The 20,809-nt window shown below is 46.1% G+C and carries 15 protein-coding genes and 2 pseudogenes; 6 read left to right on the forward strand and 11 right to left on the reverse strand.

The genetic code is table 11. From position 1 onward, the window contains the following. Positions 1 to 278: 278 nt before the first annotated feature. The 4 genes and pseudogenes from MNQ98_RS02020 to MNQ98_RS02035 all read right to left on the reverse strand — a co-directional run bounded on the left by MNQ98_RS02020 (position 279) and on the right by MNQ98_RS02035 (position 2,420). A complete protein-coding gene (locus MNQ98_RS02020) occupies positions 279 to 722 on the reverse strand; it encodes a GNAT family N-acetyltransferase (RefSeq protein ID WP_241931683.1) in 444 nt (147 codons plus the stop codon). Positions 723 to 961: 239 nt separating this feature from the next. Next, positions 962 to 1,111: pseudogene (locus MNQ98_RS02025) on the reverse strand (GNAT family N-acetyltransferase); the annotation flags it as partial. After that, positions 1,045 to 1,365 (reverse strand): annotated as a pseudogene (locus tag MNQ98_RS02030) (M48 family metalloprotease); the annotation flags it as partial. The pseudogenes MNQ98_RS02030 and MNQ98_RS02025, both read right to left, overlap by 67 nt. Positions 1,366 to 1,526: 161 nt before the next feature. Beyond that, a complete protein-coding gene (locus tag MNQ98_RS02035; protein ID WP_241931684.1) occupies positions 1,527 to 2,420 on the reverse strand; it encodes a LysR family transcriptional regulator in 894 nt (297 codons plus the stop codon). Positions 2,421 to 2,541: 121 nt separating this feature from the next. Between MNQ98_RS02035 and MNQ98_RS02040 the strand changes: the two genes are divergently transcribed. The 3 genes from MNQ98_RS02040 (at position 2,542) to MNQ98_RS02050 (ending at position 5,491) form a co-directional block, all read left to right on the forward strand. Beyond that, positions 2,542 to 3,282, forward strand: a complete 741-nt coding sequence (locus MNQ98_RS02040) for an SDR family NAD(P)-dependent oxidoreductase (RefSeq protein WP_241931685.1) — start codon at positions 2,542 to 2,544, stop codon at positions 3,280 to 3,282. Positions 3,283 to 3,932: 650 nt separating this feature from the next. Beyond that, a complete protein-coding gene (locus tag MNQ98_RS02045) occupies positions 3,933 to 4,448 on the forward strand; it encodes a P-loop nucleotide/nucleoside kinase family protein (RefSeq protein ID WP_241931686.1) in 516 nt (171 codons plus the stop codon). A gap of 122 nt (positions 4,449 to 4,570) precedes the next feature. Beyond that, positions 4,571 to 5,491, forward strand: coding sequence for a proline dehydrogenase family protein (locus MNQ98_RS02050; protein ID WP_241931687.1), 921 nt, complete (start codon positions 4,571 to 4,573; stop codon positions 5,489 to 5,491). Between the two features lie 81 nt (positions 5,492 to 5,572). On the opposite strand, the gene MNQ98_RS02055 is transcribed toward MNQ98_RS02050, so the two are convergent. From MNQ98_RS02055 to fabF, 4 genes are all read right to left on the reverse strand, one after another. Then, the gene (locus tag MNQ98_RS02055) at positions 5,573 to 6,679 is read right to left on the reverse strand and encodes a stalk domain-containing protein (RefSeq protein WP_241931688.1); all 1,107 of its coding nucleotides are present in this window, start codon (positions 6,677 to 6,679) and stop codon (positions 5,573 to 5,575) included. Between the two features lie 34 nt (positions 6,680 to 6,713). Further along, positions 6,714 to 7,589, reverse strand: coding sequence for an anti-sigma-V factor RsiV (gene rsiV / locus MNQ98_RS02060; protein ID WP_241931689.1), 876 nt, complete (start codon positions 7,587 to 7,589; stop codon positions 6,714 to 6,716). Further along, positions 7,582 to 8,097 (reverse strand): RNA polymerase sigma factor SigV, encoded by a 516-nt coding sequence (locus tag MNQ98_RS02065; protein ID WP_241931690.1) that lies wholly within the window; start codon positions 8,095 to 8,097, stop codon positions 7,582 to 7,584. Before MNQ98_RS02065 ends, rsiV begins: the two co-directional genes overlap by 8 nt. Positions 8,098 to 8,280: 183 nt before the next feature. Further along, positions 8,281 to 9,519 carry a beta-ketoacyl-ACP synthase II gene (fabF, locus tag MNQ98_RS02070; RefSeq protein WP_241931691.1) on the reverse strand — a complete coding sequence of 413 codons (1,239 nt, stop codon included), beginning with the start codon at positions 9,517 to 9,519 and terminating at the stop codon, positions 8,281 to 8,283. 133 nt (positions 9,520 to 9,652) lie between these two features. Between fabF and MNQ98_RS02075 the strand changes: the two genes are divergently transcribed. Continuing rightward, positions 9,653 to 10,495, forward strand: coding sequence for a helix-turn-helix transcriptional regulator (locus MNQ98_RS02075; protein WP_241931692.1), 843 nt, complete (start codon positions 9,653 to 9,655; stop codon positions 10,493 to 10,495). A gap of 1 nt (position 10,496) precedes the next feature. Here the strand turns inward: MNQ98_RS02075 and MNQ98_RS02080 are convergent, their stop codons facing one another. The 3 genes from MNQ98_RS02080 to vat(I) form a co-directional block, all read right to left on the reverse strand. Continuing rightward, entirely contained in the window at positions 10,497 to 13,448 is a 2,952-nt protein-coding gene (locus MNQ98_RS02080; protein ID WP_241931693.1) for a DEAD/DEAH box helicase, read from the reverse strand. Further along, entirely contained in the window at positions 13,445 to 15,094 is a 1,650-nt protein-coding gene (locus MNQ98_RS02085; RefSeq protein ID WP_241931694.1) for an SWIM zinc finger family protein, read from the reverse strand. The genes MNQ98_RS02080 and MNQ98_RS02085 overlap by 4 nt, the downstream gene beginning before the upstream one ends. 173 nt (positions 15,095 to 15,267) lie before the next feature. Continuing rightward, positions 15,268 to 15,906: a streptogramin A O-acetyltransferase Vat(I) gene (gene vat(I) / locus MNQ98_RS02090; protein ID WP_241931695.1), complete on the reverse strand. Its 639-nt coding sequence runs from the start codon at positions 15,904 to 15,906 to the stop codon at positions 15,268 to 15,270. An 868-nt stretch (positions 15,907 to 16,774) separates the two neighbouring features. On the opposite strand from vat(I), the gene MNQ98_RS02095 reads away from it, so the two are divergent. Both MNQ98_RS02095 and MNQ98_RS02100 read left to right on the forward strand, forming a co-directional pair. Beyond that, positions 16,775 to 19,309, forward strand: coding sequence for a GH39 family glycosyl hydrolase (locus MNQ98_RS02095; protein ID WP_241931696.1), 2,535 nt, complete (start codon positions 16,775 to 16,777; stop codon positions 19,307 to 19,309). 165 nt (positions 19,310 to 19,474) lie between these two features. Next, positions 19,475 to 20,806 carry an MFS transporter gene (locus tag MNQ98_RS02100; RefSeq protein WP_241931697.1) on the forward strand — a complete coding sequence of 444 codons (1,332 nt, stop codon included), beginning with the start codon at positions 19,475 to 19,477 and terminating at the stop codon, positions 20,804 to 20,806. Positions 20,807 to 20,809 lie beyond the last annotated feature (3 nt).

The following is a 20,809-nucleotide window of genomic DNA, read 5'->3' on the forward strand; positions in this document are numbered from 1 at the left end:
ATTAAGCTCTTGTTTCCCGTTAGCGTAATGGTTCAACTAACAAAAAAGCATTTCTTAATGATTAGAGTAATGCTTCTTTGTTCGAGTTTGACTTTACGCGTTTGATTTTTTTGTTCCACCGTCATTCCATCGATGTTCCTCTAACAGAATTGTTGAATCACCTAATTAGTTATGTAACGTTATGTATCGCAAAATCATTAAACTTCTGTGTGCTGTCAAAAAAGATATTAATAGTTATTTAAAAGGCTGTCGATTTCTCGACAGCCTGGACAGAAGAATTACTTCTGCTGTTCATTGTATTTCAAATGTAAAATGGGGTAAGGGCGGCCTGCTCCATCCGTCAAATCTTCACCGATTATTCCGAAACCGCTTTTTAAGTAAAACCTTGTCGCATTCTCATTTTGTTTATTCACATCAACGGACGTGATCCCAAAACCATTGATGCATATTTGCATAATTTGTTTCCCATACCCTTTGCTAATTTTATCGGGATCGAGAAATAGTGCTTCCAAGTGATTTTCATTGATGGCGGTAAAACCAATGATAGAGTCTTCGGTATACCAGAGACGTACATCAAGATGAGGAAAATACATGGGTAATTCTTTTTTGATTTCCTCTTTATCCTTGAAACTCAAAAAATGATGAGTGGCCATTACCGATCTTTCCCAAAGATTTATAATCATATCATAGTCATTAACGGTTGCTTTTCTGTTTTGTATCATTTCGTTCTGCTCCTTTTTCTTTTTAATTTATCACGCTCCTTTCATCACTTTTTTGTAGATGGTGATCGTATATCTCCAATTGATATATGACTTCATGCTTACCACTCTTTTCGGAATTATATTAATCGATTTGCAATCAAACAGATTCCACTTTAATTATCTATATTATCATATTTAGTTGATGCCATTCAGTAGCTGTTCCTCTCTTTTACGGTAGAACCATGTTATCCCTTTTTTACTTATTTCTCAAAGTATTCATGTTGCAAAAGAACCATATGAATGATGTCATGCCATTCACCGTCTCTAAATAGACTTTGTCTGCTGCTTCCTTCCTGTTGAAAACCAATCTTAGTGTACAAACGAATAGCTTTATCATTAAATGAAAATACAGACTGCCGACCATATTCCAGATCGTATCCTTTCGTTTGTAGTGGGCCAGTTCATGCGCGATCACATGTTTAAGCAGTTGTTCATTAACCTTCTGAATGCATTTTCGAATATTTTCACAACGGATCGCAACACAAGTATGACGAAAATACTCCATCATTGTTACTCTTTTTTTCTGCTGATCTATCTCAACAATTTCATTTATCACTTTATCTTGATATACATTGTTACTTTGATTAATAGAATAAGCAGGCATCAGCGCCTGCTTATTAATGTGTGTTATTCAACTATACTGCCCGTTACTTCAACAAAGCAAAAAGGAGTTGCCTCCAGGCAAGCTCCTCAACTCTCGTGTCCCGTTAGTTCAATGAACTTATGATACGGTTTCCCGCGCTGACTGTATCGGCAAGTTTTCGCTTATAACTCGGAATGTGAAACCAATTCCTGCTTTAGATATTTATAGAGCTTTTGACTCGTCAGTTGGAACGGGTATGCCGATTCCTTGCACAAGATCCCGAATGTCATGTGTATGAGGTTTCCACTGATCATCCTGACCGTTGTCCCCTTCGTCTCGGGTTCCACCATAATTTTAGGGACAAGGGCAATCCCCAACCCGTTCTCTACATAAAATTTCAACGCCGTCATACTCCCGATCTCCATTGTGTCGAGCGTCATATTCCCTTTTTCCTGAATAACCATCTCGAGCTTCCTGCGATATGGACAAGTCGCTGATGTGATGAGCAGACGATACCCCCGAAAGTCTTCCGGTACTATCATCTCTTTCTGCGCAAGTGGATGATTCTCAGGCATTAATGCCACGAACTCTTCCTGAAATAAAGGCTCAAAATATAAATCGGATCCCATATCAGGTGCCGTAGAAAGCGAAAAATCGATTTCTCCTTTGAGGATCCGCTCGCTAAGGACCGGGGTGTTCGAGATTTCGACGGAAATGCGGATATTGGGATATGTGGACATAAACTTCTTCAGGATACCAGGTAAACGGTAACTGGCAGTTGGCTCCGTTACCCCTATGCGTATATGTCCTGCTTCACCTGATTTCAAATCCGATAAGCTTGTCTGAAGGTGCTCCACATTCTTTACGATTTGTAAGCTCTGGTCGTAAAACAGTCTACCGGCTTCCGTCAGGTCGATTTCTTTACCACGCTCTATTAGCAGAACACCCAGTTCAGATTCAAGCTTTTGAATTTGCATCGTGACTGTAGATTGCGCATAGTTCATTTCTTGTGCCGCGCGTATAAAGCTTCCATATTTCACGATCATTTGAAAAGTTTTTAACGTTTTGAGATCCACGGTCCATCCCCCTGTGACAATTCAATAAAATTGAACGAATGCTTCGATTAATTCAATTATACAAATTTCAAAGAACCAATTACAATAGAACCATCAAAGACGCCGGAGGAGTGGATTTATTATGGAATTAACGAACAAAGTGGCCCTTGTTACGGGCGGCGGTACTGGGATTGGCAGGGCAACCAGTCTAGAGCTGGCTAAACGAGGAGCAACCGTTATCGTCAACTATTCACGCTCCCAATCCGATGCGGATGAAACGGTGCGGTGGATCAACAGTGAGGGAGGACGGGCTATAGCCATACAAGCTGATGTATCCCGGGACGAGGAAATACGAACCATGATCCGAACTACGATCCAGCATTTTGGTACGGTTGATCTGCTCGTTAATAATGCCAGTATCACCAAACATATTCCGATGGATGATTTGGAGACGGCAACGGAGGAGGTATGGGACGAGTTGTTCGATGTGAATGTGAAAGGCATGTTCTACTGCGCGCGAGCTGTCGCCCCCTTCATGAAGAAGAACCAAAAAGGTGCGATCGTCAATCTGGGCAGCATAGCCGGACAAACAGGATTAGGCTCCTCGCTTCCTTACGCCGTGTCCAAATCAGCCGTTCATGGACTTACGAAATCGTTAGCACGCGCTCTTGCACCCGATATAAGAGTTAACTGTATCGTGCCTGGAGCCGTTGCGACAAGATGGTGGGCAGGAAGAGAAGTACAAATGAGCCGTCTCGCTCCCCATCTTCCTTTGCAGCGTATATCGACACCCGAAGATATCGCTGCAATGATCTGCACTGCTTTGGAACAGGAAGCAATGACCGGTCAGATCATAACAGTGGATAGCGGTCAAACCTTGTAAGTCTGGCATCCGCTCATTTAACTTACTATCTAAGTAGCAGAACCACGTCAGATAATGTTTCCAATACTTGGTTGGGAGCGGAGAGGACGAAGTGATACTCTCATCGGTCACGATTCCTCCTTAATGCACTATGGTTAAGCAAGTGATTATTTAATGCTATAAATCTTCTATGCATCTAACTAAGATGGTTTGTCTGTTATCTAGAATATGAGAGTATGCATTGAAACATGTTATCCTTATACTTGGGCCTGTCTTCAAACTATGAAAGTAGCATAATAAGCGGTAAAATCAGGTTATGGAGATACAGATGTATGAGGACTGACGTTCCACTATTTCTCCATTTCTGACTCTTTGGGTGTGTATGCGGACAGGAGATACGCTATTATCCGTCAACCAAAGGAATTCAGGGGTTTCACAAGCAAATAACGGAACCTCAGTCCGGCAGTATGTTGCAAGTCCGATACTGTGTCGCAATCCGCCAGTGTATGTTGTGTATACATTGAGCGATCGGAAGAAGACTCCGCATTCGTAGTGATGCTTAGACTAAGAAATCTTTAATTCAACTTATATAGATATCGAATCTGATTCTGAATCTGCTCTCTATGATCTTGAATTATCAGAAATGACTACATTATTGGATGGTGCATGAAATGTTGGATACGAACAATAATGAGAAAAATCAAATCGTTTACCTCATATCTGGTCCGCTCGGAGTGGGCAAATCAACAATAACTAAAGAGCTTGCAGAAAAGGTTACCAGGTGTGTTCTTATTGAAGGTGATGTCATATTGCATATGTTTAAGGGAGAATCACAGCCTACTTGGGACGAACGCCTTGAAATAACCTGGAAGAACATTGCTGATATAACGAGAAATTATATAAAACATGGTTTAAATGTGGTGATTGATTTTGTAGTAGAAGATGAATTGGATTGGTTTTATAAACAGATTTCAGATCTAAACGTAAATATTAAATATGTAGTATTGCGAGCAGATAAAGAAACAATAATAGAACGATTAAATAAACGAGGGGATATTGACTCATTAGAGCGGTCACTGTTTTTACTTAATGAAATGGATAACTCATCTGCAAATAAAGTTTTTTTGTACGATACCACACATAAACAACCCGCTGAAATTGTTAGAGATATTATCAATGAAAATTAGAGATCTTCGGATCTCTTTTTTTTATTTTTCTGCTTATTTTTAGATCCTGATATATTCCGTGAAATACAGAATACAACGTATAACAGAGGATTAAGATCAATCAAATGGAAAGGGGGAACGGGATGGACGGCACAGAGCTTTACCGGAAAATGATGCTGACCGTATCCGGCAGCAAGCTGGTGGAACGGATGACCCTTAAATACGGCAGAAAAATGGCTCGCAAATTCATTGCAGGCGATACACTCACGGAAGCACTGGAGGAAACCAGGCGACTGAACCAGCTTGGTATTATGGTTACCCTTGATCATCTCGGCGAAGGAATCACATCCTTGGATGAGGCAGAGGGATACAAGGAGCAGTACATAAGGCTGCTGGAGGGAATTGACGAGCATAAAGTAAATGCGAACGTTTCTTTGAAGCCGACGCAGATGGGGTTATCGCTCCAACAAGAGGCTTGTTACGGCAATGTGAGAGCGGTTGCAGCCAGAGCGAAAGAGCTTGGTAATTTCGTACGTTTGGATATGGAGGACTCGCCATTCACCCAAGCAACGATCGATATGACCCTAAGGCTTCATGCCGAAGGCCTGAACAACGTCGGCACGGTTCTTCAAGCTTATCTATTCCGGACAGCAGAGGATGTCAAAACAATGATGAAGGCAGGTGTCAATCTACGTCTGGTCAAGGGCGCGTATAAAGAGTCGGCAGCTGTTGCTTCACAGCGCATGAGCGAAATTATAGATAACTATAAAAAAATGATCAAGCGGCATCTTGATCGGGAAATATATACCGCCATTGCGAGTCATGACGACCGGATCATCAACTGGGTAAAAGAGTATTCGACCCGTCATGGTATTTCGAAAGACATCTTTGAGTTTCAGATGCTGTACGGGCTCCGTATGAACGACCAGGCCGAATTGGCCCGGCAGGGCTATCGCATACGATGCTACACGCCTTACGGGACAATGTGGTATCCCTACTACACACGCCGTCTGGCCGAAAAGCCCTCCAATCTGATGATGGTTCTCAAAAATATGTTCAAATAATGAGAAAAGCCCTCTATGACTTCCGCACAGGAAGGGTAGAGGGCTTGAAGTTGCTTTGCGTATGGAGTGATATTTAATTGATTATTTCAAGGTAACTTCAATGGCTCCGTTCGCACCTTTTACCGTTTCTGCATGAAGAATATCCGTCAGGAAATTCAGCGGCACATATACACGGCCTTTTTTCAAGACAGGGGCAGCGCCAAGCTTTTGAGGAGCTTTTTTGCCAAAGGAGTATGCATCCTTGCCAACCGTTACCGACGTCCAAATCGCTCCCTTGCTAATATCAGCGGTTTTCGTTTTTTTGTTCCATTTCACGTCGAATTGCAGACTACGCAGGACATCCGCGAGCGGGATCATGACTGTGCCATTTTTCGCCTTAAATGTGGACTTTGGATCAATTACTGTCTTTACAGGGTTTGTAGTATCTGTATCTGTAAGCTCAAATGTGAATTCAGGCGTTCCGGTGACCCCTGGAGCGATGCTGTACTCCTGGAATACAACAACGGCTTTTCCGCCAGTTACGTAAAAGGATTGCTCAGAATCAATACCCTGGAATCCATCTTTACCAGCAAAATATTTCTCGGCATCGGCTGCTATATCCGATTTAATCTTGGAATCGATCATCTGTTTGTAGTTGCTGCCAAAAAGATCTTCAAGAGTTACGCGAGTTGCTTCTTTTTCGTCCATGAAGTTGTACGTATCCACACGCTGAGCCGGTGAGTTGCCGGTTGTAACTTCGGTTATCACTTCCAGTGAGATCAGGTTTGGCAGCGTGCCCTTACCGTCTGCTGTAAGTTCATAATTGATATTCAGCGTGTAAGGATGCAGAGTAAAGTTTTCATTTTTTGCTTTAATCGCCATTTCCTTAGCTTCTTTCTCCATGTTGGCCAGATCCTTGGAAGCGTGGGATTCAATAATATCATTCAGCTGGTCTTGGTATTTGATATCTTTCAATCCCTGAAACACAGGGATACGGATGCTTGCTTCAAGCGCAGGTTCGCTCGACTTTATCGTTTTGAAGGTTATGAGTGAATTTTGAACCTGAACAGCCGTGGCCTGAGGTTTAGCGGCCGAAAGGGCATGAACCTCTGTCATCATAGCGAAGGAACCACTGAGCAGAATGACACCAGCCATGCCGGCATAAGCCAATTTTTTCTTGAGTGGTGTGGAAGATGTGTACATTTTCATGATAAAAACCTCCATAATGATTTTTGGGATTGGATTATTTAATATATTCGTGGCTAACGAGAATACCGGAGAGCGCTTCTGTCGGAATGACGAACTCCACTACACCCATATACCCGGGAGCAACATCGTATTCATTGAAGGAAATGACCAGCTTGCCGTCAGCGTTAATATAGAAGTTCTGATCTTTTGAGATGCTTTCAAAAGGAGTCATAACATCATCATCTTCCGCCGATTCTATCCAATAGATCTTGTCTTGGTCCTCCTGCATTTGCTGTCTCATCTGTTGTTTGATTTGATCACTGATCACCTGGATGTATGAATCATCTTTAAATAGGCTTGGCAGGGTAATAACGATGTTTTTCTGCTTGTCGATCGTGTCGTAGGTTCTTGTCTCTGCGGCAGAAGCCGCGGTCGTCGTGACATAACGCGACAAGGTAAGCAGTCGATCGGTATCCGTTACAATCTCATAGCCACTGTCGAGGCTCATATTGGCTTTCCCTTTCTTTTCTAGTTCCTCGACTTCGTCTCTGAAAGATTCATAGAGCTTTTTGTTCTCTTCGGCATATTTGCTGTTCAGCGCCTCTTCAAGTTGCGGATTGTCCAGATTGGTAATAGCCGGTGTTTTGATGTTTGTCTCGGACGAATCATCTTTTTGGGTGTACTCACTGATCGTGATTACTTTAACAAGATTGCCGAGCACTGGTATATCCGAGATCGCTGCAGCAAACGTAGGGCTCGTATTCACTCCGGCAAATAATAGAATGGAGGCGGCTGCACCCCCAGCTAATGATTGAAGCTTGATACGCCGATTCTTCCTTTGCTTGATCGCTCTTTTGACGACCAAATCCAATTCTTCAGGGATGGGAACGGACTCGTATTGTTTTTTCATGTTGTTTAATCTGTCATTCAACGGGATGCACCTCCTTTAGTTGTTCTTCTTCCAGACTTATTCGCAGCCGTTTCAGCGCCTGATACAATCTCGTTTTCACAGTACTGGCGTTCTCCTGAATCACTTCTGCAATATCCTCTATTTTCATATCTTCAAAAAATCGGAGAATGATAACTGTCCGGTATTTCTCAGGCAGATCATTCACGGATTCGGCCAAATCCAGATTGGGATAAGTATCATTTTGACCGGGGATGAAAGACTCTAAAATTTCATCCTCCATGACATGCATATTTTTATGTTTTCTTAAAAAATCAAGGGAGGTTGTTACGACAATTCTGTAGAACCAGCTCTTGATTGAACCCTTATTTTGCAGTTTATCAATGGATAGAAATGCTTTATGAATTGCGTCCTGTATGATATCGAGTGCATCCTCTTTGTTTTTTACATAGCTGTAGGCCAGCCTGTAGATGCTTTCCTGATTTTCTGTAACACAATCCATAAGAAGCTTTTCCAGTTTCCGGCCTCTCATGGGTATATGACACTCCTTTGCTGCGCGCGCCAGCGATCAATTGCAATTGAACTTTCACTTTCACAGGCAAGACGTGCGGGGGTTTGAAAAAGTTTGAATGATGAGAAAAATTTTTAAAAATATTAGATAAAGAGAAAAGGACCCCAAATGGGGCCCGAGAATTTGTTGTAGCCAAGCTTATACTTACAACGCAAACTTCTTGATAATTATAGCTGAATTATGTCCTCCGAAGCCAAAGGAATTGGAGATGCCAATATTTAGATCGGCTTTTCTGGCTTGATTCGGGACGTAGTCCAGGTCACACTCCGGATCAGGTGTATCCAGATTGATCGTAGGGGGAATGATTCCCTCCCGCAAGGATTTAACAAGAGCAATCGCCTCTATGCCTCCGGAGGCACCCAGCATATGACCGGTCATTGATTTGTTGGCTGTTACGGGAATACGGTATGACTCCGGTCCAAATACATGTTTGATCGCTGCTGTTTCCGAACGGTCCCCGATTATAGTACTCGTCGCATGAGCACTGATCACATCAATTTCATCCGGAGAGATTTTGGCTTCTGCAAGTGCCGACTTCATTGCCCTGGCGGCTCCGTGCCCGTCTGCCGGAGTTGCGACCATATGATAGGCATCTGAGCTAGCCCCATAACCAATAACTTCACCAAGGATTTGGGCATTTCTTCGCAGTGCATGCGTCAGGGATTCTAAAATGACAATACCAGCACCCTCTGCCATTACAAACCCGTCCCGTTCAGCATCGAACGGACGGCTTGCATATTCTGGCTGATCGTTTCGGGTGGATAGCGCGGTGGCATTGGAGAAGCTTGCGAGTGAAATGTCGGTCAGTGCAGCTTCTGTTCCTCCCGCAAATATGATGTCGGACCTTCCCGCCTGTATATTAAAGAGGGCTTCACCTATCGCTGTATTCCCGATGGAACAAGCCGTTACCGGTGATAATGAGGAACCCAGTGCACCATATTTAATACTGACCATTGCGGCTGCCATATTAGGAATCATCATCGGAACGAGTGTGGGGCTGATCCGTTCAGGTCCGCGTGAGGCGAGAGTCGCACTTTGATTCATTAAGGTCTGGATTCCTCCGATACCGGAGCCGATATATACGCCCATCCGCTCCCGATTGATGTCCTCAAGCTTGAGACCGGAGTTGTTGAAGGCTTGTTCTGCCGCTGCTAAGGCGAACTGGCAGAAACGATCCATGCGCCGTGCTTCTTTGGCACCAAAGCGTTCAATCGGATCAAAATCCCGAACGATACCCGCTATCTTTACCTTTTGTTTCGTTGTGTCAAATGATTCTATATGTGAAATACCGGACTGGCCGTGAATCAATCGGGACCAGAATGATTCTACATCGTTACCTAGCGGTGAAATCACACCCATACCGGTAATGACGACTCTTTCCATAGGATGAACCTCCTTAGAATATATAACTTGTCATTCGTAAGGTTATGATGTCATGTATGTTATCCTATTACAAGATATCGTTTATCCTAGTATAATTACTGCCATCCTAAAACGGTATGAGAGGAAGGGTACGATGAATTCACAGGCCAGACTTCAAGCACTGTCCGTATTTTTAAAATCTCAACGCGCCAAGATCTCCCCGGAGTCTGTTGGCTTGCCAGCAGGAACTCGAAGAAGAACACCGGGACTGCGAAGAGAGGAAGTAGCACAGTTAGCAGGCGTTAGCACAACGTGGTACACCTGGTTGGAGCAAGGACGTGATATCCAGGTTTCATCATCTGTCCTTGATTGTGTAGCTAACGCACTACAACTAACTGCTGATGAACGGAAGTATTTGTTCTCACTAGCCTTCGAGACGGGTACAAGCACCTATCCGCTCAAACAGGAAGCGGCCCATATCAGCCCCTCCCTGCATAAAATTATTAAAGAACTCCACTGCTGTCCGGCGATTATTTCCGATCGCATGTGCAATATTGTTGGGTGGAATAATGCCGCGGCCCATGTGTTTCTGGACTTTGAACGCATTCCTCTGGAAGAACGAAATATGATTCGCCTGCTGTTCACCCGCAGAGAATTTAAGCGTTTGGCGGTTAACTGGGATCAGTTTGCCAGCGGGTTCCTGGCGATGTTTCGTTCGTATTACGGACAATATGTGAAAGATAAGTGGTACGAATCATTTCTTGAAGAAATGAAGAGAGATCATCCCGGCTTCACTCGGATGTGGGAGCAAAGCCAGGTGAGTTACGCACCGGAAGTGCATCTTGAATTCAGACATGCCAAAGCCGGAAAGATGTTATTTGAGCTTACGTCTCTACATGTCTACGGCAATGATGATTTACGCTGCAGTGTATATACACCTGCGCCGGACACGAATACGGAAGCCAAGATGCGGCAGTTGATGGAAGAGAAGTCTTAACCTATGCCCAATCCCGCCGCAGAGTGAACAGATCCTTCAGCTCATCGGTCGACAGCTCGGTAATCCAGCCTTCGCTGCTGGAGATGACGTTATCGCTGAGCTGCTGCTTGCTTTCCAGCATCTCATCAATCCGTTCCTCCAGCGTGCCCATGGAGATGAACTTGTGAACCTGCACATCCTTCGTCTGACCCATCCGGTATGCCCGGTCGGTGGCTTGATTCTCAACAGCCGGGTTCCACCAGCGGTCGAAGTGGAAGACGTGATTGGCTGCGGTCAGATTCAGGCCGACGCCTCCTGCCTTGATTGAAAGGATGAATACGCTGGGCTGTTCCTTCGCCGGTAGCGTCCGCGACTGGAACTGGTCAATCATACGGTCGCGTGCCGTCTTTGAGGTGCTGCCGTTCAGATAGAGGACCGGTTCGTCCAGCTCTTGTTGAAGCACCTGCTGCAGTATCTCGCCCATGCCAATGTACTGCGTAAAGATCAGACAACGTTCGTCTTCTTCCCGAAGCTCTTTGACCATGGATAAAAGGCGTTCAAGCTTGGAAGAACGGTTAATGAGCGTCTCTGTATCCAATTTACGGCCTGAGGCCCCCGATATTTCCGGTAGAGCTTCTTTAGTCAGCAGCTGCGGGTGATCGCATAGCTGCTTCAGTTGGGTGAGTGCCGATAGAATGGCACCTTTCCGTTCAATACCCTCCAGCTTTTGCATACGTTCCAAGAGCTGGTTCACACTCTGATCGTAGAGTGCACCCTGTTCGGTAGTGAGATGAATATATGTTTTCATCTCGTTCTTATCCGGTAAATCCAGCTGGATGGCCGGATCTTTTTTCTTGCGGCGGAGCATGAACGGTTTAACGAGTTTTTGAAGATCGGCCGTTTTCTGCTCGTCGTGATCCTTCTCAATCGCTTGAATGAAGCGGTTGGTAAAGGCCCGTAGATTGCCTAGATACCCCGGATTGATAAAATCATAGATCGACCAGAGCTCGGACAGGCGGTTTTCAATCGGCGTACCGGTCAGCGCGATGCGATGTTTCGCCGGAAAGCTGCGGACTGCAGCCGACTGCTTCGTCTGGGCATTTTTTATATTTTGAGCTTCATCGAGACAGAGGGCTTCCCATTTGAAACCTATAAGCAGCTCTTGATCCAGTGTAGCGGTAGCATAAGAAGTCAGGACAATGTCGGCCTGGCTCGCTTCCTCATGGAATTCCTCACTGCTGTATCGTTTGCTTCCGTAATGAAGCATGACCCGGATTGACGGGGCAAAACGGCTCAATTCCTTCTGCCAGTTGCCCAGAACGGAAGTAGGGCAGATCAGGAGAGAAGGTAGCCTGCCTTCCTGCTCGGAAGCCGTTTCTTTGACATGAAGCAAGTACGTGATGAATTGTACGGTTTTGCCGAGACCCATATCATCGGCGAGACAGGCGCCAAGCCCGAAACGCCGTAAAAAGGCAAGCCAGGCATAACCCTCACGCTGGTAAGTCCGAAGCTCTGCCTTTAAACCATCCGGTACAGGCAGATCCGGCCACTCATTCTGCCGTTTAAGCTGGCTGATCAGCCCCAGCAGATGCTCATTCAGCTCGACTTCGAGCCGGATGCGCTCAGGACCTTTCTCTTCGGGTTCCTGGCCGCTGTTCTCTGGTGCATCCTCGCTTCCAAGCAGATGGAGGTGCAGGATATCCTGAAAGGATAAGCCCTGCGAGGAATCCATTCCCGCCATGGCCTGGCGGATTTGCGCCACCAGCGCAGGGTCGAGCGCGATCCACTTGCCACGGAAACGGACTAATCGTTCGTTCCGTGCGACAAGGTCGGTGAACTCGGCTTCCGTGAGGCTGGTATCGCCAATGGCGATGCGCCAATCGAAGTTCACAAGTGAATCTAGCCCGAATAGCGAACTTCCGGTGCTGCGCTCGCTGCCTTCGCCAGAGTGGACCTTCGCCCGCAGCTTCGGCCGCTTTCTGGTGGCAGCTTCCCACCATGCCGGAAGCAGCACCTGCCAGCCAGTCTGTAGCAGACGATGGCTGTCCACCGTCAGGAACTGCCACGCAGCCTCATCGGACAGCTCGGTGCCGATCATATCCTGTCCGCCGTCCGCCAGCATCTTCGCTGGAAGCGCGGCGCGTAGACGTTCCAGCCATGCCTTGGAACGATCGTGTATATGCGGCGTCCAGTGCTCCGGCCATGAGCCGGAAGCTTCGCCGTCCTCCGCAAGCCGGACCGGGCAGAGCAGCGCGGGGTCTTGCTTGTCCTGAAGGACAAGTCTCAGCCGCCAAGCCGTTTCTTCTTCGTCCGGCTCCAGCAGCTGGAGAAGCGGACGGAAGGGAGCGGTGTCTGCTTTCCAGCCAATGGCGATGAGCCAAGATTGCGTATCCATCCCGGCTGCGGCGGAACGGTCTTTGGCGAAGAGTAGCGGGTATTCCCGGCGTAAATCGGCAGCCTCGGCTTCTGTCCCGTAACACCGTTGAAAGACAGAAGCCGAGAAGGCTGCTCCTAACCCTTCGCTAAGCAAGGGATCGCCCCCCAGCTGTGACAGGATTGCACGGCCTTTCTGATCGATAGACTCCGGATCCCAGGTCCATTGCAGCTTTCCGTCTTGATAGGCGCTAAAGTTCGGGATAAATGCTCTATCCTTGATACACTCGTAAAGCATCGGGGCGAGCTGGACGAATGGAGCGCTTTCCTCACCCCACACCCACTTAATATGATTCAGCGGCTTCATCTCTGCAAAGAAAGGGATGACCTGCTCAGCAGGCAGGAGAACCAGCTCAACATCTTGAATTTGCTGCACTTCCAGCTCTGTTCCATAAAAAGATTCCTCGTGCCAAGCAAACAAACGCTGCTTCAGGTATTGTCCGGACAAGTAGCTCTGAATTAGGGTGGAACCGTATATGAGCGCATCTCCATAGGCGCTTAACGTAATCTGGACGGTGATGGTTTCAGTATGATGGCTCATGATATCAGTTTTCCTCTCCGAAGCTCCTCCTGGAGTGCGCGAAGCCGGCTATGCCGTCCGGCAAAGGCGGTAATGAATGTTTCCCAGCGGTCTTCCTGCTTCATTTTTTTGTATAGCTTAGACAAACGCTTGAGCAGCTTGACTGCTGCTTTATAGCTGGCTCTGTTCTTCTGAAGAATGTATCGTTCTACCGCCTGATGAAAAAAAGGCAGCAGCAGTTCCGGTGCATGCTTCTCGATTGGCTGCAGTACGCTGACACGAAACTCCAGCGGCTCTTTGCCGATGCTTAGCTGAAAATCCATCCATTGCTGCCATTTGCCATGGGCAAGCAGTGTTTCCTGGTAAATATCTTTGGAATAAGGAAGCATGTCCACCAGTGTGTCCCACAGGGACTGCTCTGCTTGTGGCAGCTGCTGTACGGCCTGATCCCAATACGCCATATAGCTGTCTAAATTGTTGTTTCGGTAGCTGGCCAGCAACGGGCCGATCTCGGTGAGCCACCCCGTTAAGCGCGGCCAGTCTTGATCTTGAGAGAGCACATCAAGGAAATGGATCAGCTGCTCAGGCTGAATGTAAAGTCCTTTGTCGGCGGACCGAAGCAGTTCCCAAGACTTTTCATCCTCGGAGAGAAAGAAGTACATCAAGCTTTGCGCAAGCATCCCCGCAGACCGCGAATAGGCGTTCCCGAGCTCCGCCTCAGCTGTTTTCAGATGGTCCAACTCTTCGGAGTATAGTTGTGTATCCCGTTCATTGGAATGAATACCGTTCACCCAAAGCTGGTTATAGATATGGGAGAAGAAGGAGTGGTTCCGGGCTTCAGTCAGCATTTTTTCACGCAAATAAGCTAACGTTTCGCTCACACGCTGTGAGTGCTCTGTTTCAACTGGAATGGAGAAGTGCCCGGATGCGAAGTGCTGCTCGATGTCTTTCTGGGTATCATCCGCAGCAATCTGGACGTGATAGCCCATAAATAGACTGGAGCCCGTATTGTGGCTCGGCTGTTTCACCAGCCTTTCGAGCACAAATAGTCGGGCATGAAGCTCGAACAACATATCCATGACTCCGCTCAAGTCAGGTTTGATGCGAAAAATAGCTTCCAGCGCATTTCTGGAGTACAGGGAGTTTAAGGTGTTGACCCCCAGTGCTGCGATGCATTGCCCAAACAGCTTATGCCAATCAGAGATAGGCATTTCGGACAGTCGGTTGGCTTGCCCCTTGAAGCTTGCTAAGCTGGCTGCTTGTCTGTTCACGGTGTGGGCCGAATACGGGGAAGCTCCTTGCTCGGTGGAAGTCAACTCGCCGTACCGGATGAGATTGGTTGAATGGGCGTTCACGAGCGCGTGAACGGATCGCCCCTGCTTGTCTGCAGCATCCAGCAGGACAGCTACCATGTGCTTGCAGCTCTTTCTGACCGGACAAGCGCAGCGGCTGTCATCCAGAGAACCCGGGATAAGGTCGACGTGATAAACTTCGCTTCCTTCCACTATAGCTTCGATATGACCCGATTCATGCAGCTGTAGCGAAGAGACCCGGCCCTGCTTGTAATATTGAAATCCGCGTTTTATTGTCAGGTCATTAAAGTATGCGGCTGTATGTTGTATGAGTGTCTGCCATTGTATATCATCCAGCGGCTGGATAAGGTTCATGAGGAATCCATCTCCTGAAACTAATAGTTTTATGGATTCTAATCTACCATATCCAATGCGGGTAATAAATAAGTTGGAAGAGAAAGGTATGTTTTCACACGACAATAGCGCATAGACCTCGAAACAAATCTCCGGCTCTAAACATCAAACTTTTTTTGTGATTAACGTGAGAATCAGAAGCCTTCGTTCTTCATTTGTCTAAGCATTTCCATATCTCCGCTCACGATCGCACCCATGAATCGGTTGATGAGTTCAATATCAGCATCCCACCACCGGATTTCAAGCAGTTCCTGAATGATATTCGGATCATAACGTTTGCGTATCTCCTTAGCCGGATTGCCACCGATAATCGTGTAAGGCGGAACATCCTTTACAACCACAGCTTCAGCGCCAATGATGGCGCCGTCTCCAATACGTACGCCCGGCATAATGGTCGCCCGTCTGCCAATCCAGACATCATTGCCGACCACCGTATCCCCTTTGAGTGGGAGCTGTTCCAGAGTAGGGGTATGTGCTTCCCATCCGTTTCCGAACAGGTTGAACGGGTAGGTGGATCCATCCATACGATGATTGCCTCCACTCATGATGAATCGCGTTTCAGGTGCAATGGAGCAGAATTTGCCGATGATGAGTTTGGTTCCTAGCATCTCATAGTGGTAGAGCACCTGTTCCTCGAAGGATTCTCCGTTTAAAGCATCGTAGTAGGAGTAATCTCCAATGATGATGCCCGGTTTCGTGATCGTATTGTTAATAAACTGTACATTTTTGTTTCCAGGAATCGGATATGCTTCTCTTGGATTTGGTCCTGTCATGGATAATCAATCCTTTCATGTTTGATTAGGTTAAAATACTACAAAAAAAGCCTCCCACTCCGAACATTCGGAATAGGAGGCTTATACGAACAAAGAAGACACTTGCTTCTGCTAAGAAACGACAAGTATCAACCCATCATATATATAAAAGCCCGCACGAATCCTATCCCGAAAAACTTCGTTACTAGAGGTTGTTCAAAAAGTCCGCTTTTGATCACGAAGTGAATCAGGAAGTGGGCTCGGCATCGAATTTTGAATTCAGCCGATCCTAAGCAAATGCTTACGAAGTATGTTTCCTCCGGAAACATCTCAGGTGCTCACGTACCCAAAACAGATGATGCTTCCGAAGACGTTTGCTACGAAAACGTGCAGCTCCGCTCCTCAGTCCCTAGCTTCATCCAACTCAAGTGTTTTGAAAAAACGCACATCGGAAGCATATGCTTCGGTGCTGAAAACCGACCTTTTTGAACACGCACTACGAAGTGTTTTCAATTTCTTAGGACAGGATTAGTAGATCATTGGCTTTTTAGTCACCCTTTCATTTCTGATTGTCTAGACTTTAGCACATGAGTTTCATGGAGTTCAACCATGGATTTCCAAAAGACTACATTTAAAAACGCCGGTTCCTTTTCTCATCTATGTAGACTTCTACCGCTGTTATGGCTCGAATCAAAACTATCTCCCTGGTATTTGCATGGTAGGTCTACATACTTATAAGATTAGACAAAGGACATAGGGTGTTTTTTGTTCCAAAATATAACAAACATAATCTAACTTTAACATAATTGCTAGGGCATTGTACTGAAATTCATCATATTAAGGTGGCATTTAGCATGTTGAACACGACGAAGAAAAGGAGGGAAATGAATTGAAGACATCCATCTACGAACTGGTGGAGACCGGGGACGCATTACCTTTTGATGTATCACTGCACAGGGTCAATTATGTGCCAAGCCATTGGCATAACAGTGTGGAGATCATTTTTGTATTGAACGGTAAACTGGAAGTTACGGTAGGGAGTCAGCAGCACACCTTGGCTGAAGGGGATGTATTTCTGATCAATCAATGTCATGTTCATGAAGTGATTGGTCTGAATAATAACATTATTGCTACGTTTCTCATTCCCATATCCTATTTGAAAGAGAATATTAGGGGCATTGAGAATATTCTATTCAAATGTGAATCTCGTACAGCACGGTCCGAGCAGCGTGGAGCCCTCGATCAAATACGCCATTTGCTCGCGGAAATGGTGCAGCTGAACAATAAGAAGGAGGAAGCTTATGAACTGGACATGGGGATTCGAATGTTGGCCGTATTCTCCATTCTCTTGAAGCAATTCCGGACGACCGGATCGAGCGGTGCGATAAACGAGAAGTATATGGAACGAATGCTGCGTATTATTACTTATATTGATGAACACTACAAAGACCCGATTTCGCTTCAGTCTTTGGCAGAGCGTGAATTTCTCTCGGTTCCATATCTGTCTAAATTTTTCAGTGAAAATATCGGACTGAATTTCCAATCCTATCTGACCAGCATCCGTTTGAAAAATGCAGTAGAGGATCTGCTTAACTATGACGAGATTCCGATCGCGGATCTTGCCTTGAATCATGGGTTCCCGAATGCCAAGTCGTTTTACACTGCCTTTAAGAACCGCTACCATATAACGCCTCATGAATACCGCAAGCAGTACCGTCCGGATATGGTCCAGAAGAAGAATGAGGATATCTCCTCTCATTATCTGAACTTTAATCATTCCAGCGCGCTTGGCATTATACGCCAGTTTCTGGAGCGGAGCCAGTCTAGGGAGGTAGAGAAAGTTCAGACTTTGGAAACTAGGGCTTATAAGATTGATACTGCAATCCAAGGAACAACCGTTCAGCATACGTGGAAGAATCTGATTACCATCGGAAAAGCGAAGGAAGGGCTGCATGCAGATGTGCAGCAGCAGCTGAAATATGTACAGCAGAAGAGTCCGTTCCGTTATTTGCGGTTCCACGGCATCTTTGATGACGGGATGATGGTTTACGATGAGGATGGAGCCGGGAAGCCCCGTTATAATTTCCGGTTTGTGGACCAATTGTTCGATTTTTTGCTGTCTATCGGGCTGAAGCCTTTTGTAGAGTTTGGATTTATGCCTTCCGCTCTGGCATCTGATACAGACAAATCGGTATTCTACAGAGCCAGTTATACCAGTCCACCCAAGTCCGTGGATAAGTGGTGTGAGCTGGTTGACCGGTTCATCCGTCACTGCATGAATCGGTATGGGGCAGCGGAAGTGAAGAGCTGGAAATTTGAATTCTGGAACGAGCCGGAGCTCCATATATTCTGGCCAGCGTCACACGATGAATATAATGAGTTGTATTTAAGAACCTATCAGACGGTCAAAAATATATCGCAGGCACTCCAAATTGGAGCTCCAGGACGGATTATTACGTTGGAATCCATGTCCATGGTTAAGGATTTTTTTGAATTTTGCAGAAAGAATAGTTGCCAGCCAGACTTTATTCCACTTCACTTCTATCCGCACGAGCGCTTTGAGAAGTTGATGAACAAGGAATATATGGCTCAGAAGTACGATACAGACTCCTATTTTCAGTTGCTTGAAGAATTTCGCGGAATCTCTTCGAATCCGGATTTCTTAAAGGAGAAGCTGGAAGATGAGCTTAAGCTGATCGCAGAGTACGGATTATCCGGCTGCGAGATTTATCTTACGGAATGGAATTCGACGGGATACCATCGCGAACTCACGAATGATACGTTGTACAAGGCTGCTTATATTGCGAAAAATCTGCTTGATAATCTGGACGTCGTTCATGGATTCGGTTATTGGGTGCTTAGTGACAATATTGAGGAGACGTTTCCATCGCAACAGTTGTTTCACGGTGGACTTGGTTTGATTGCACAGTATGGTATCCCGAAACCCGCGATGTACGCATATGAGCTGTTAACAAAGCTAGGGAGTACCGTTATAGCTCAAGGAGACGGGTATATTGTGACTGCGGGGAGCGGGGGATATCAGGTCCTGACTTATAATTACTGCCACTTCGATGAGCTCTATGCTATGGGTGATATTTCATTTATTGATGCAACTCACCGCTATAATGGATTCAAGAATGAGCGGACATTAAAAATTGACATAGCTCTCAGCAATCTACCCAATGGTCATTACAAGATGATTACCCATACGATCAGCCGCAGCCAGGGCAGCAGCTATGATGCCTGGGTAACAATGGGGGCACCGGAATCTCTGACACAGGAGGATATCCAATACCTAAAGGCGAATTCCTGTCCCCGCAGACATGTTCAATATGTGAGGGTGGATGAGGCGGCGTTAACCGTTCATACCAGTCTCGTACCACATGAAGTGGAGCTAATTGAACTGATGCCGACCTATGACTAAAATTGTGTTGATTTTTAATCTCCTTATACCGAAATAAGGAAAGCGTTTACAATAAAACATTAAAAATAAGCATAGAAGTATGTAAGAAGCCGCCTGTCTTGAAGAAGGTGGTTTCTTTTATAATATTATTGTAATCGTTTTCATATTGATTGGGGGGTTATATAGATGGCTGAAGCTAAGGTGAAAGGGCAGGTTCGAACACCTTTGGGCAGATTGACTTTCGGCATTATGCTAGGCTACGGCTGTATGATGCTGGCATTAATGACACCGGCATCCTTATTGCTGACATTCAAGATGATCGAGATTGACCCGAACGGATATACATCTTCTTATGGTCTGGTTGCTGGCATTGGCGCATTTTTTGCCTTGATCGGGAACCCTCTGGGAGGCGCGATTAGTGACCGGACGAACATATCGTTTGGACGCCGGCGGACATGGATTCTGATCGGCCCCTTGATCGGCTGTGCTGCTCTTCTGTTAATTGGTATGACGTCCTCGTTATGGCTCATTATTATTGGCTGGTCCATTGCACAATTGTTCTTTAACTTCGGGATGGCGGCATATACCGCACTGATACCGGATCAGGTTAAGCAGGAGAAACAAGGTACCGTATCCGGAATTCTGGGATTGGTGCTGCCGGTTGCCATTGCGATCGGTATGGTCATGATGACGATCATGACGGATGCTTCTTCAGTAACGAAGTGGATTTTGCTCGCTGTGATTGGGGTGGTGGGTCCGGTTCTCAGCTTGTTCCTGATTCAGGATGGTAAAGTGGAGGTCGTTCATAAGGAAAAAGAAAAGATTCCATTTGGCGAGAAACTTAGTAAGGTCTACCCTAGCCCACGTCGTTTTCCGGCTTTCACCTGGGCGGTTGTATCGAAGTTTCTGCTGATGATGGGTTACTGCAGCACTCTCTATTTCACCATGATGCTGGTTAACCGGATGGGCTATACGGAAGCCGAGGCAACGGCCAGCGTAGCAACCGTGAACATTATCTCTATGATTGCGATGGCCGTTACGAGTATATTTGGCGGAGTGCTGTCTGATAAGTTCCGTAAGCAAAAACCGTTTCTGTATTTGTCGGCCTTGATTATGATTCTGGCAACACTGGTCTTTGCATTTGTTCCTAACTTCACTGCATTTGTAATCGCTTCGGCGGTTCTTGGTCTCGGTTTCGGTTGTTTCTCTGCTGTTGATATGGCGCTCGTCGCACGGATTCTGCCTCGTAAAGAGGATTCCGCTAAAGACTTCGGCATTATGAATGTAGCGAATGCGCTGCCGCAATCGATTGTACCTGCAATCGCGCCGTTCCTGCTTAGCGCAGGCACGATGACTGGCATTGGAGACTGGACTTTCTTCTATATTGCACTCGCCGTGTTTATGGTGTTCGGTATGATATCCATTAAACCGTTGCCTGAAGTCGGGGAACCTGTTGCAACCGAAGGCGGATCGGGCACTTCCGCTGACCTCACAACACCCAGTATGCAAAATATGTAAGGG

It is taken from the genome of Paenibacillus sp. N3/727, assembly GCF_022637315.1.
Lineage (GTDB): Bacteria > Bacillota > Bacilli > Paenibacillales > Paenibacillaceae > Paenibacillus_AQ > Paenibacillus_AQ uliginis.